Here is a 13101-nt window from a genome sequence, read left to right as displayed (position 1 = left end):
GAAAGGCCGCGCGCGGTCGGGGCGGTGGTCCGCACCGGCCGCGCGGCGGCGGCAGGCGACGGCGTCAGGCGTTCCACCATACGTGTTCGGCGAACATGCCGCCCATCATCGGGCCGGTCGGAATCGAGCCGAGGCCCGCGAGCCGCTTGTCGTACCCGTCGAGGAAACTGATGAATGCGGGGATGCCGACCCTGCCCTGCTGCGCGACGATCGCCTGCATTTCGCCGTACATCTGCTTGCGCTTCGCATCGTCGGTCTCCGAACGCGCGGCGAGCAGCAACTGGTCGAACTTCGCGTTCTTCCAGCCCGACTCGTTCCACGGTGCGTCCGACTTGAAGAACTGCGTGAACAGCACGTCGGCGCTCGAACGCGGGTTGATGTTGCCGAAGCCGAGCGGGTGCTTCATCCAGTGGTTCGACCAGTAGCCGTCGGGCGACACGCGGTTCACCTGCAGGTTCAGCCCGATCTTCTGGCCGGCCTGCTGCAGCAGCACGGCCATTTCGATCGACCCGTTCGCGTCGGACGTCGCATAGACCGGCGGCAGCGCGACGCCGAGCGCGCCCGCCTTCCGGAACAGAAACTTGGCCTTGTCCGGGTCGTACGACCGTTGCGGCAACGACGCATTGAAGTAGCGATGGCCCGGCGGAATCGGCTGGTCATTGCCGATCACCGCGTAGCCGCGAAACACCGCCGAACGGATCTGCTCGCGATCGAACAGGTACTTCATCCCTTCGACGAAATCGGGGTTCGCGGTCAGCGGGCTTTCGCTGCGCATGATGAGGTCGGTATAGAGCCCCGACTTGGTTTCCTTCAGCGCATAGCCGGGCGTCGACGCGACGCGCTGCGTCGAGCGCGGATCGATCGCGTTGACCAGGTGCACGTCGCCGGACAGCAGCGCGTTCAGGCGCGCGGCGCTGTCGCTGATGCCGATCAGCTCGATCTCGTCGAGATACGGCATCCCCGGCTTGAAGTAGCTGTCGTTGCGCACGCCGACCGTCGATACGCCCGGCTTGAACGCCTTCAGCTTGTACGGGCCGCAGCCGATGCCGGTCGTGAAGTCGGTCGTGCCGTCCTTGACGATCACGAGTTGCGGCGTCGCGAGGATCACCGGCAGGTCGGCGTTCGCGCTCGTGAGCGTCAGCGTGACTTCGTCCGGGCCGGTCGCCTTCGCGTCGGCGAACTGGTCGGCGAGCGGCTTGACCTTCGATGCGGTCGCCGCGCTCTTGTGGCGCATCAGCGAGAACACGACATCGGCCGGCCCGACCGGTTTCCCGTCGTGGAACGTGACGCCCTTGCGCAGCTTGATGATCCAGGTCTTCGCGTCGGTCGTCTGCAGCGACTCGGCGAGATTCATCTGCGGCGCCAGGCTCGCATCGAGCTGCGTGAGGCCGCTGTAGAACATGAAGAAGCGGATGTAGTCGGCGCCCGTCGAGCCCTTGGCCGGGTCGAGCGTATCGGCCGTCGAGCTTGATTCGTTGGCCACGCGGATCTTGCCGCCGCGCTTCGGCGCGGGTGCGGCGAACGCCGGCTGCGTCCTCATCAGCAGTCCGCCGGCGCCGGTGGCCATCATGCCGCCCGCCGCCATGATCCGCATCATGTCGCGGCGCGTGAAGCCGCGGTGATCTCCGCCGTTGTCGATATCGTCGCTCATCCGAACTGCTCCTGACTGTGGAAAGTGGGTCCTGGGGTCCAGCGTGGTTCGTGATTCCCGCCGCGGCCGCCTGCTGGTAGCGAGCGCAACGTCGTACGCATTGAGTTCATTTAAGCACCGCCAAAATGGCGGTTGTCGCGATTCGGGGCGCCTGCACGACACGATTCGACCGTTTTGGGCCGTCCGCGCAGCATGAATTGCTGCGTGCCCGCGTGTGCTGCGTTGTCTTCCCGTCGCCCCGGCGACATGCGCGACGAGGAGAATCGTAAAGCGACGGCCACCGCAGATTGCACCGACAAAATTGCCCGTTCGGCATCCGAAACGCGTTCGAGGGCCCCAAACCGCATGTTTTGCGTCGATTGCGCGCTCGGGGGCCGGCGTGGGTCGAAACGAGCGAAATGTCCCGGTCGCCAGCCGCGCGCGCGCGACAGTGAGCCGCCCTCGCAGCCGCTGCGTCGGGACGTTTTTCCCGGCACCGCGAGAATACCCACGCATGAAAGTTCAGAAGATCTCCCGCTCCGTCGACACCGGCTTGCCCGAAGACCGGGGCACCGCCGGATTGCGCGGCACCGGGCCCGCCCGCGTGTCGGACCGTCAGGTGGTCATTCCGGGCAGCGAGGTGTTCGACACCGGCGTGTTCGAATGCACGCCGGGCACTTACCGGCGCGGCGTGAAAAACGGAGATGATGCATTTCGTCGCCGGAGCCGGCACGTTTGCGCCGGATGGCGAGGAAGCAATCGAGTTCGGCGCGGGCGACACGCCGTTCTTTGCCGCGAACACCGAAGGGCTTTGGCAGGTGTGCGAGACGATGCGCAAGGTGTACGCGATCGTCTGACGCAAGCGCACCCGCAGGCTTTCCCGAGACGGCGGGCTGGCCGCGCAGGCAACGTCTCGGCGAAGTCGGTCGGTTCGGCACCGAGCGCACGCGTGAGCGCGGCATGCCTCCTTATCGAAGGCGGCGATCAAACCATCGCGAACCCCATGAACATGCCGGGTTCATCGCCCACGCGCGCCGCGCCCGGTTTCTCGCCCGGGTCGGCAGTTCAGTTGGCCAGCCGGAACACCGCCACCGCGGACCGCAACCGTGCCGCCTGTTCATCCAGCGAGGAAGCCGCCGCGGCGGCCTGCTCCACGAGCGCGGCGTTCTGCTGAGTGACTTCGTCCATTTGCGCCACCGCCTTGCCGACCTGTTCGATGCCGGTAGTTTGCTCGGCCGAGGCCGTGGAGATCTCGCCCATGATGTCGGCAACCCGGTCGATCGACCGGACGATCTCCGTCATGCGCGCCCCCGCCGCCTCGACGAGCCGGCTGCCACTGCCGACCTTCCCGACCGACACCTCGATCAGCCCCTTGATGTCCTTCGCCGCCGCGGCGCTGCGCTGGGCAAGCGAGCGGACCTCCGAAGCCACGACCGCGAACCCGCGCCCTTCCTCGCCGGCTCGCGCCGCTTCGACCGCTGCGTTGAGCGCAAGAATGTTCGTCTGGAACGCGATGCTTTCGATCACGACGGTAATGTCGGCGATCCGCACCGACTCGTCCGAAATCTGCCGCATCGTTTCGACGACCTCCTGCACGGCGGCACCGCCGAGTTCGGTCGCCTCCTTGGCCGTGGTGACGAGCACATTGGCCTGACGCGCATTCTCGGCATTCTATCTGACCGTCGACGTGATCTGTTCCATGCTGGCGGCCGTTTCCTGCAGCGACGCGGCCTGTTCCTCCGTGCGTTGCGACAGGTCCAGATTGCCTTGCGCGATCTCGCCGGTGCCGACGGCAATCGAGTGGGACGTGGTCTGGATTTCGGCGATCGTCTCGGTCAGTCGCGCCTTCATTTCGCCGAGCGCCGCGAGCAGGCTGCCCGGCGCCGCCTTTGCCGCATCGAACTCGACGTCCAGTTCGCCGGCGGCGATGCGTGCCGCGATGTGCGTCGCGTGCGCCGGCTCGCCGCCCAGCGTGCGCCTGACGCTGCGCAGGACGCCCCACGCGATTGCTGCCAGCGTCGCGGCGATGACGAGCGCAATGGCGCCCAGTACCATCTCGAGCCGCGTGAAGGCCGCGTCGATATCGTCATAAAAGAATCCCGTGCCGATCCACCAGTCCCACTCCGGAATGGCGACCACGCCCTGGAGTTTCGGCTCCGCATCCGCGTCGGGGCTGCGCTTGACCAGCACGTCGACGAGCGCGAAATGCGCCTGCGCCATCCCGGCGCGATAAGCCTCGCTATCGGTCAGGCCGCCGGTCGTGCGGTTGCCCTTGGCCCGCGTGCCGACGAACTTCGCGTTCGGGTGAACCAGGTTGACGCCGTCGGCAGTCGTGACCCAGTAGTAGCTTTTCGTATCCGCGTTGAGCGCCGACAGCGCGGCTTTTGCCTGCTGCTGGGCCTGATCCGCGGTGAGCGTACCGCTCGCCTGCAACGCGCGGTACGAATTGACCAGATGTTCGGCCTTCGTCAAAAGAATGACGATCTCTTCGCGACGGCTGTCGATCAGCGCGCCGCGCAGCGTCTGCAGCGACATCGCGGCAAGCAATACGACGCCGAGCAGCGCGGCTGCGACGAGCATCAGCAGTTTCGTGGACAACTTCATGCGGGAGCCTCGCGATATTAACCATTCGGTACATATATCGGCGTTGGCGGCTCTACCTTGAACGGCACCGCATCGGTAATTACCCTTGTTTCGTGCGCCGATCGTACGCGCACGACGAAGCGGCCGGGCCGGCCGCTCCTGGATTCGCCCCGGGTGTGCCCGCGTGGCTACGCGTCGCACGGCACATTCGCGCGCAGCCGGCGCGGCGCTTACAGGCCGAGCTGCGTCGCGAGATGGCCGATGTCGGACACCTCGTAGTAGTTGTAGAACGGCGTGCCGGGCTCGTGGCCGCGATTGACGAACGCCTTGTGCTTGATCCCGAGATCCTCGGCCGTCATCAGGTCGTAGCGCAGGCTCGACGACACGTGCAGCACGTCCTGCGGCTGGCAGCCGAGCTTGTCGAACATGTATTCGAAGCCCTGCATGCGCGGCTTGTACGACTGCGCCTGCTGCGCGGTGAACACCGCGTGGAACGGCGCGCCAAGCTTGTCGACGTTGCTCATGATCTGGTCGTCCGACGCGTTCGACAGGATCACCAGCTTGTACTTCTTCGCGAGCCGCGACAGGCCGGCCGGCACGTCCGGATGCGGGCCCCAGGTCGGAACCGCATGATAGAAACGCTCGGCCTCGGCTTCGTCGAACGTCACGCCGATCCGCGCGCAGGTGCGACGAATTGCGTTGACGAGGACGTCGCGGTACGGCTTCCAGGCGCCGAGCACCTCGTCGAGCCGATACGCGGCGAACGCGCGCACGAAGTCCTCCATCGCGACCGGCGACAGCCGGCCCGCGTAAATCTCGCGCGCAAGCTCCGCCATCTGGAAGCGGGTCAGCGTGCCATAGCAGTCGAACGTGATGTACTTCGGTTCAAATTGGATCATGGTGACGTCCTGTCGGTGTGAAGCCCCGGCAGGGCCGGGGACGGGCTGGGTTCAACGAAATTGAATCAGGGCAAAAAGTCGTTCGCACATCGTTCGGCGCCGCCCAAAACGCACAATCGCCGCGAGTTGCCCGGATCGTGCAGCACGATGTGCGGCATGATCCGGCGAGGCTCGCCGGGCCGGCCGGCGAGCCTCGCGAAAACCCGGGCAGGCTGCCGGCCGACGCGGCTCGCCGGCAAGCGGCAGCGACACCGTCGCCTTCATCGTAGTGGCATTCCCACAGCAGGAGTTGCCGGATCGGCAGCGCGCGCCGGCACGATACGCGTGTTCGTTCGCGCCGATCGAGCGGGTTTGCGTCGATCTGACGCGAGCGGCCGCTGCCGCCGGAAAACAGGCGAATCGTCCTATCCGCGCCGCTGTGCCGCTGGCAGAGTCGAGATGTCATTCCTACCCATCCGGAGTCCGGCGTGTCCGACCTCAATACTTCCCGCACGCTTACCTATCGCCCGTTCGCCGAAACGGACCTGCCCGCTGCGCACCGGCTGTCGGAGGCGGTCAAGTGGCCGCACCGGCTCGACGACTGGCGCTTCGCGCTCCAGCTCGGCAGCGGCTTCGTCGCCGAAGACGAATCCGGCATCGTCGGCACCGCGCTCGGCTGGCGCTTCGGCGAGTCGCACGCCTCGCTCGGCATGGTGATCGTGTCGCCCGAGCGCCAGGGCCGCGGCATCGGCCGCGAACTGCTCGCGCGCGTCGTCGACAGCCTCGGCCCGCGGACCGTGTTCCTGCATGCGACGCCGGCCGGCGAGCCGCTCTACGTGAAGTTCGGATTCGGTGCGATCGGCACGATCGACCAGCACCAGGGCGCCGCGTTCCAGCCGCCGCTGATTTCGCTGCCGCCCGGCGAGCGGCTGCGGCCGCTCGGCACCAACGACGGCCCGCGACTCGCGGCGCTCGCAGCGCGCGCGGCCGGCTACCCGCGCGATGCGGTGATCGATGCGCTGCTCGGCGTCGCCAACGGGATCGCGCTCGATCGCGACGGCGAACTGCTCGGCTTCGCGCTGTTTCGCCGTTTCGGCCGCGGCCACGCGATCGGCCCGGTGATCGCACCGGACGCGCTGCGCGCGCAGGCGCTGATCAGCCACTGGCTCGCGCTGCACGAAGGCATGTTCGTGCGCATCGACGTGCCCGGTGACAGCGGGCTGTCGGACTGGCTGCAGGGGCTCGGCCTGCCGCGCGTCGATACCGTCGTCGCGATGGCGCGCGGTGCGGCGCCCGCGCGCGACCCGGCGCTGCGCACGTTCGCGATCGTGAACCAGGCGCTCGGCTGAGCGACGCGTGCCATGAGCTTCGTCTACAAGGCCGATCCAGTACGCGGCGCGCAATGGGCGCACCGCTTCGCGCAACAGGCGCCCGACCTCGCGTTCCGGATCTGGCCGGACATCGGCGATCCGCACGCGGTGCGCTACCTCGCCGCGTGGCAGCCGCCCGACGATCCGGTCGCGCTGCTGCCGAACCTCGAGATCGTGTTCTCCGTCGGCGCCGGCATCGACCAGTTCGACCTGTCGCGCGTGCCTGCGCACATCCCGGTCGTGCGGATGATCGAGCCCGGCATCGTCGACGGCATGGTCGAGTACGTGACGCAGGCCGTTCTGACGATCCATCGCGACCTGTTCGACTATGCGGCGCAGCAACGCGCGCAGGTATGGCACGAGCGGCCGGTGCGCGCGGCTGCATCCCGCCGCGTCGGCGTGCTCGGGCTCGGCACGCTCGGCCAGGCCGTGCTCGACACGCTGCGGCGCTTCGGCTTCCCGTGCGCCGGCTGGAGCCGTACGCCACGCACGCTCGACGGCGTCGAGTGCCATGCGGGCGATGCGGCGCTGGACGCGTTTCTCGCGCGCACCGACATCCTGATCTGCCTGCTGCCGCTGACGGACGGCACGCGCGGGCTGCTCGGCGCGCGCGTGTTCGATGCGCTGCCGGCCGGCGCGTCGCTCGTGCAGGTCGGTCGCGGCCCGCAGCTCGACGCCGCCGCGCTGCTCGCGGCACTCGACAGCGGCCGGCTCGACAGCGCGATCCTCGACGTGACGGACCCCGAACCTTTGCCGGCCGGACACCCGTTCTGGACGCATCCGCGCATCCGGATCACGCCGCACATCGCCAGCGCGACGCGGCCCGACACCGCCGTCGACGCCGTGCTCGCGAACCTCGCGCGCCATCGCGCGGGCCAGCCGATGATCGGCGTCGTCGATCGCGCACGCGGCTACTAACCGTTCGCGCGCGCCGGCGCACGGGCGCAGCAGAAAATGCCGAAGCGCGCCGTGCAAACGCCGCGCCCGTACGTTTCGGGCGGCAAATTGAAGGCACGCGGGAATTTCTCGCTCGTTAGCATGACTCCATCGCTGACACCCGACGAGAGTCCCGCCCTGCCATGACCTACTCCGCGCTGATCGAAGCCGATCGCCAACACCTGATTCATCCGGTCGTCAATTACCGTATGCACGAGGCGCGCGGCGTCACCGTGCTCGACTCGGCCGACGGCGTCTTCCTGCGCGATGCGCAAGGCCACACGCTGCTCGACGCGTTTTCCGGCCTGTGGTGCGTGAACGTCGGCTACGGCCGCGACAGCATCGTGAAGGCGGCGGCCGACCAGATGGCGAAGCTGCCGTACGCAACCGGCTATTTCCATTTCGGATCGCAGCCCGCGATCGAGCTTGCCGAGCGGCTCGCCGCACTCGCGCCCGCGTCGCTGAACCGCGTGTACTTCACGCTCGGCGGCTCGGACGCCGTCGATTCCGCGGTGCGCTTCATCACGCACTATTTCAACGCGACCGGCCGCCCGACGAAGAAGCACATGATCGCGCTCGAGCGCGGCTATCACGGCTCGTCGTCGATCGGCGCCGGGCTCACCGCGTTGCCCGCGTTCCATCGCCATTTCGACCTGCCGCGCGCCGACCAGCACCACATTCCGTCGCCGTACCCGTATCGCCACCCGCTCGGCGATGATCCGCAGGCGCTGATCGCCGCGTCCGTCGCCGCGCTCGAAGCGAAGGTCGCGGAACTCGGCGCGGACAACGTCGCCGCGTTCTTCTGCGAACCGGTGCAGGGCTCCGGCGGCGTGATCGTGCCGCCCGCGGGCTGGCTGAAGGCGATGCGCGACGCGTGCCGGCGCCTCGGCATCCTGTTCGTGGCCGACGAGGTGATCACCGGCTTCGGCCGCACGGGCCCGCTGTTCGCGTGCGAGACCGAACGCGTCGAGCCGGACCTGATGACCGTCGCGAAGGGGTTGACGGCCGGCTATGCGCCGATGGGCGCGGTACTGATGTCCGACGAAATCTATGACGGAATCGCGGGCAGTCGCACCGATTCCGCGGTGGTCGGGCACGGCCACACGTATTCCGCGCATCCGGTCAGCGCCGCGATCGGCCTCGAGGTGCTGAGGCTCTATCACGACGGCGGGCTGCTCGCGAACGGCCAGGCGATGGCGCCGCGCTTCGCGGCGGGCCTTGCCGCGCTGCGCGACCATCCGCTGGTCGGCGATGCGCGTTCGGCGGGCCTGCTCGGCGCGCTCGAACTGGTGGCCGACAAGGGGCGCAAGACGCGCTTCGACCCGGCGCTGAACCTGCCTGACCGGATCACGGCGGCCGCGTACGCGAACGGCATCGTGTTCCGCGCGTTCGGCGACGGCGTGCTCGGTTTCGCGCCGGCGCTCAGCTTTACGGCCGGCGAGTTCGACCTGATGTTCGATCGCGTGCGCAAGACGCTCGACGACGTGCTGGCCGACGCGGGCGTGCGGCGCGCGCTCGACGCCTCCCACGCGCTGCCGGCGTGAACCGGGCGAGGGAAAGCCGGGCTTGTGGCGGCTACCGTTCGACTCTAAAGTAACCGGACATTCCATTACTGCCTTCTCACGCGAACATGACGGACAGCAAGCTAGACCGGATCGACCTGCGCATTCTTTCCCAGTTACAAAAGCGTGGGCGCATGACCAACGTCGAACTGGCCGATGCGGTCGGACTGTCGCCGAGCCCGTGCCTGATCCGCGTGAAGCGGCTCGAGAAAGCCGGCTACATCGCCGGGTACGGCGCGCACATCCAGCTCGAGAAGCTCGGCGACGTGCAGGTGGTGTTTACCGAAGTCACGCTGGCCGATCACCGGCGCGAAGACTTCGACCGGTTCGTTGCGGCGATCCGCGATGTCGACGAGATCGTCGAGTGCCATCTCGCGAGCGGCGGCTACGACTATCTGCTCAAGTTCGTCACGCGCAGCGTGAGCCACTACCAGACGATCGTCGAAGGGCTGCTCGAGCAGAACATCGGCATCGAGAAGTATTTCAGCTACGTGATCATCAAGTCGCCGTTCGTCAAGCGACACTACCCGCTCGAGTCTCTGTTCGGCGAGCGGCACTGACGAGCAACGGCGGCCACCTCGAGCGCGGCGGCGCGCCGTGAGCGCCGGCCGCCGTCGAGCCACCCTCATCCAAGGATCTGCCATGTCACTTACCCTCACCCGCACCGAACTCGTTCGCAGTGCGAATCTGATCGACGGAACGTGGCGCGATGCGCTCGACGGCGGTCGCTTCGCGGTCACCGATCCGGCGACGCTCGAGCGCGTGGCCGACGCGCCCGACAGCGGTGCGGCCGACGCGCGTGCCGCGACCGACGCGGCCGTGCGCGCGCTGCCCGCGTGGCGCGCGACGCCGGCCCGCGAACGCGCGGCGATCCTGCGCGCGTGGCATGCGGCGATCGTTGCGCACACCGACGATCTCGCGAAACTGATGTCGCGCGAACAGGGCAAGCCGCTCGCCGAAGCGCGCGGCGAGGTCGCGTACGGCGCGTCGTATGTGCTGTGGTTCGCCGAGGAAGCGACCCGCACGTACGGCGACCTGATTCCGCAACAGCAGCGCGGCAAGCGGCTGAGTGCGATCAAGGAGCCGATCGGCGTCGTCGCCGCGATCACGCCGTGGAATTTCCCGCTCGCGATGATCGCGCGCAAGATCGCGCCCGCGCTCGCGGCCGGCTGCACGGTCGTCGCGAAGCCGGCGGAGGACACGCCGCTCACCGCGCTCGCGCTGGCCTTCCTCGCGCAGGAAGCGGGCGTGCCGCCCGGCGTGCTGAACCTGATCGCCGCGTCGCGCGAACGCGGCATCGATGCGGTGGCCGACTGGCTCGCCGACAGCCGCGTGCGCAAGATCACGTTCACCGGATCGACGCTCGTCGGCAAGCTGCTCGCGCGCGAATCGGCCGCGACGTTGAAAAAGCTGTCGCTCGAGCTCGGCGGCAATGCGCCGTTCATCGTGTTCGACGATGCCGATCTCGACGCCGCCGTCGACGGGCTGATGGCAGCCAAGTTCCGTAACGGCGGCCAGACATGCGTGTCCCCGAATCGCGTGTACGTGCAGGCCCGAATCTACGACGCATTCGCCGCGAAGCTCGCCGCGCGGGTCGGTGCGCTGAAAGTCGCGCCTGCGACCGACCCTGCCGCGCAGATCGGCCCGATGATCAACGCACGCGCGGTCGACAAGATCGCGCGCCATGTCGACGATGCGCTCGAGCGCGGTGCCCGCGTGCTGACGGGCGGCAGGCGCCTGCCCGAACTGGGGCCGAACTATTACGCGCCGACCGTGCTCGCCGATGCAGCCCCCGGCATGCAGCTCGGTGGCGAGGAGACGTTCGGGCCGGTCGCCGCGCTGTTTCCGTTCGATACCGAGGACGAAGCCGTCGGCGCCGCGAACGACACGCCGTTCGGGCTCGCCGCGTATTTCTACACGCAGGACGTCCGGCGGATCGCGCGCGTCTCGGCGCGGCTCGAAACAGGCATCGTCGGCATCAACGAGGGCGCGCTCGCGTGCGAAGCCGCGCCGTTCGGCGGCGTGAAGGAATCGGGCTATGGCCGCGAAGGTTCGCGCTATGGCCTCGACGACTACCTGTCGATCAAGTACCTGTGCGAGGGCGGGCTCGACTGATCGCGCGCCCCTTCCTTACGTTCTCGTTACCCGGTATGCCGTCATGACCGCTTTCACGCCTTACCCGATCGAAGTCGCGTTTCCCGACCTGGCTCCGCATCGTGCGGGCAACACGGGCGTCGACTACGTCTACCGTTTCGAGTCCGGGCAGCCGGGCCCGCACGTGATGGTCAACGCGCTCACGCACGGCAACGAGGTGTGCGGCGCGATCGTCGTCGACGCGCTGCTGGCGCTCGGCGTGCGGCCGCGGCGCGGCACGCTGACGCTGTCGTTCGCGAACGTCGCCGCGTATGCGCGCTTCGATCCGGCCTGCCCGGACGCCGCGCGCTTCGTCGACCAGGACTTCAATCGCGTATGGACGCCCGCCGTGCTCGACGACCTGTCGGTCCGCTCGAGCGAGCTCGAGCGCGCCCGCGCGCTGCGCCCGTTCGTCGATGCGGCCGACTGGCTGCTCGACCTGCACTCGATGCACGAACGCAGTGCGCCGCTGATCGTCGCGGGTCCGCTCGACAAGGGCATCGAGCTGGCACGCCGGGTCGGCGCGCCGGCCACGGTGATCCGCGATGCCGGGCACCCGGAAGGCACGCGGATGCGCGACTACGCTGCCTTCGGCGATGCCGCGAGCCCGGCATGCGCGATCCTCGTCGAATGCGGGCAGCATTGGGAGGCCCGCGCGGTGGACGTCGCGCGCGACTGCACCGCGCGCTTCCTCGTCGCGTCGGGCGCCGTCGATGCCGCCGACCTGCCGCCGGACTGGTTCCTGCCGCTGCCGGACACGATGCGCGTCGTGCAGGTGACGGAGCCTGTCGTCGCGACAAGCCACGCGTTCCGCTTCGCCGGCGACTATACGGGCCTCGAACACTTCGCGGACGCGGGCACCGTGATCGGCTGGTCGAACGACGTGCCGGTCGTGACGCCGTATCCGGACTGCGTGCTGGTCATGCCGTCGCTGCGGCAGTTGCGGCCCGGCGTGACGGTCGTGCGGCTCGGGCGGCTGGAACGGGAGATCGCGCCGCAGCCGATGCGGTGACGTTGCGGCGCGGGCGTTCAGCCCGTTTGCGCGACGATGTCGGACCGCTGCCACGGCGGCAGCTCCGCCCAGCCGAGCGGGCCGTAGACGGTGCCGCCGGCGGCCTCGATCGCCTTGACGAACGCGCCGAGCGTCGCGCCGGCCGGAACGGTCAGCGTCATTGCATGGACGAAATCCTCGCTGCGCAGCCACGGCGCCGCGCCGCCGTTGATCTGTTCGACGCTCCACGCATGCCCGTGTCGCCCGGCCTCGGGCGGCAACAGGCGCGGCGCGTCGAACGCAACCCTGAGCAGCTGCGAGCGTGAATCGCTGGCGGTTTCGCGAAGTCCTGGTAGGGCACCTCCGCCCAGCTTTCGCCGCATTGCCGATCGAGCGGCCAGCAGGTAAACCACGCCCACGGCGTGCGGACGAAGCACAGCCGATAGCCGGTCCGGGCACCGTCCAGGTTTGCGATCAGCGTCATGATGGGTTCGTCCCGAAAGCGTCGTGATGTCGCGACGCACTGCGTGCGCGGCATGCGCGGATAACGGGGTCATGGCAACGCATTCGCGCACACGATCACTATCGTGCCGCATTCCGGCCCGGGAGTTGATTGCCGTCAACCCGGAGAAGCAACGGTCTGGTCGTGGTTCGCGCCCGACCTGACAAGAGATGCGGTCATCCCTGATTTCCATCGCCCGTTCGGAACCGCATTCGTTCTACGTAATGGCCGGTTCCGCCGATTATTTCCGCGCGCATCGCGAACGGCGCGACGAACGGCTCGCCGCGCTGGTATGAACCGATCATGGGCGGCGCCACGCGCACGGTGCTGGCGTCGATGACGCTGCCGGTGCTGATGTCGCACTGAGCCGGCCGATGCCTGCGCCCGCGCTCGTCGTCGTCAATGCCGGTTCGTCAAGCGTGAAATTCGCGGTAACGCAGCCTGAATCGCCATGCGCGCGCTTCGCGGCAACCGGGACGCTTGATCCGGATCATCCCGGAGGCCGAACGATCCCCG

Annotated in this window: 8 protein-coding genes and 5 pseudogenes; 9 read left to right on the top strand and 4 right to left on the bottom strand. The window is 68.3% G+C overall.

All coding sequences use genetic code 11. From position 1 onward, the window contains the following. Positions 1-64: 64 nt before the first annotated feature. Positions 65-1651 (bottom strand): ABC transporter substrate-binding protein, encoded by a 1587-nt coding sequence (locus tag JYG32_RS38155; RefSeq protein ID WP_174381277.1) that lies wholly within the window; start codon positions 1649-1651, stop codon positions 65-67. Positions 1652-2144: 493 nt separating this feature from the next. Between JYG32_RS38155 and JYG32_RS38150 the strand changes: the two are divergent. Beyond that, a pseudogene (locus JYG32_RS38150) lies at positions 2145-2487 on the top strand (cupin domain-containing protein). 208 nt (positions 2488-2695) lie between these two features. On the opposite strand, the pseudogene JYG32_RS38145 reads toward JYG32_RS38150, so the two are convergent. Beyond that, positions 2696-4234: pseudogene (locus tag JYG32_RS38145) on the bottom strand (methyl-accepting chemotaxis protein). Between the two features lie 209 nt (positions 4235-4443). Then, on the bottom strand, positions 4444-5112 hold the full coding sequence (locus JYG32_RS38140; protein WP_213267833.1) for a haloacid dehalogenase type II: 669 nt from the start codon (positions 5110-5112) through the stop codon (positions 4444-4446). 467 nt (positions 5113-5579) lie between these two features. Here JYG32_RS38140 and JYG32_RS38135 point away from each other — a divergent pair, with 467 nt between their 5' ends. The 6 genes from JYG32_RS38135 (at position 5580) to JYG32_RS38110 (ending at position 12104) form a co-directional block, all read left to right on the top strand. Then, positions 5580-6440, top strand: coding sequence for a GNAT family N-acetyltransferase (locus JYG32_RS38135; RefSeq protein WP_213267832.1), 861 nt, complete (start codon positions 5580-5582; stop codon positions 6438-6440). Positions 6441-6452: 12 nt separating this feature from the next. Then, positions 6453-7379, top strand: coding sequence for a 2-hydroxyacid dehydrogenase (locus JYG32_RS38130; protein WP_213267831.1), 927 nt, complete (start codon positions 6453-6455; stop codon positions 7377-7379). 161 nt (positions 7380-7540) lie between these two features. Further along, a complete protein-coding gene (locus JYG32_RS38125) occupies positions 7541-8941 on the top strand; it encodes an aspartate aminotransferase family protein (protein WP_174384011.1) in 1401 nt (466 codons plus the stop codon). A gap of 86 nt (positions 8942-9027) precedes the next feature. Beyond that, complete coding sequence (locus JYG32_RS38120) at positions 9028-9519, top strand: Lrp/AsnC family transcriptional regulator (protein WP_034182400.1); 492 nt, start codon at positions 9028-9030, stop codon at positions 9517-9519. 82 nt (positions 9520-9601) lie between these two features. After that, positions 9602-11074: an NAD-dependent succinate-semialdehyde dehydrogenase gene (locus tag JYG32_RS38115; protein WP_213267830.1), complete on the top strand. Its 1473-nt coding sequence runs from the start codon at positions 9602-9604 to the stop codon at positions 11072-11074. A 43-nt stretch (positions 11075-11117) separates the two neighbouring features. Continuing rightward, positions 11118-12104, top strand: coding sequence for a M14 family metallopeptidase (locus JYG32_RS38110; protein WP_174384009.1), 987 nt, complete (start codon positions 11118-11120; stop codon positions 12102-12104). 17 nt (positions 12105-12121) lie between these two features. On the opposite strand, the pseudogene JYG32_RS38105 reads toward JYG32_RS38110, so the two are convergent. Further along, a pseudogene (locus JYG32_RS38105) lies at positions 12122-12567 on the bottom strand (hypothetical protein). 218 nt (positions 12568-12785) lie between these two features. On the opposite strand from JYG32_RS38105, the pseudogene JYG32_RS39640 reads away from it, so the two are divergent. Next, a pseudogene (locus JYG32_RS39640) lies at positions 12786-12875 on the top strand (universal stress protein); the annotation flags it as partial. Continuing rightward, positions 12862-12951 (top strand): annotated as a pseudogene (locus JYG32_RS39815) (universal stress protein); the annotation flags it as partial. The pseudogenes JYG32_RS39640 and JYG32_RS39815, both read left to right, overlap by 14 nt. Positions 12952-13101 lie beyond the last annotated feature (150 nt).

It is taken from the genome of Burkholderia pyrrocinia (assembly GCF_018417535.1).
Classification (GTDB): domain Bacteria; phylum Pseudomonadota; class Gammaproteobacteria; order Burkholderiales; family Burkholderiaceae; genus Burkholderia; species Burkholderia pyrrocinia_E.
The sequence above is the reverse complement of the archived record's forward strand: the minus strand, read 5'-3'. Positions and strand labels throughout refer to the sequence as shown.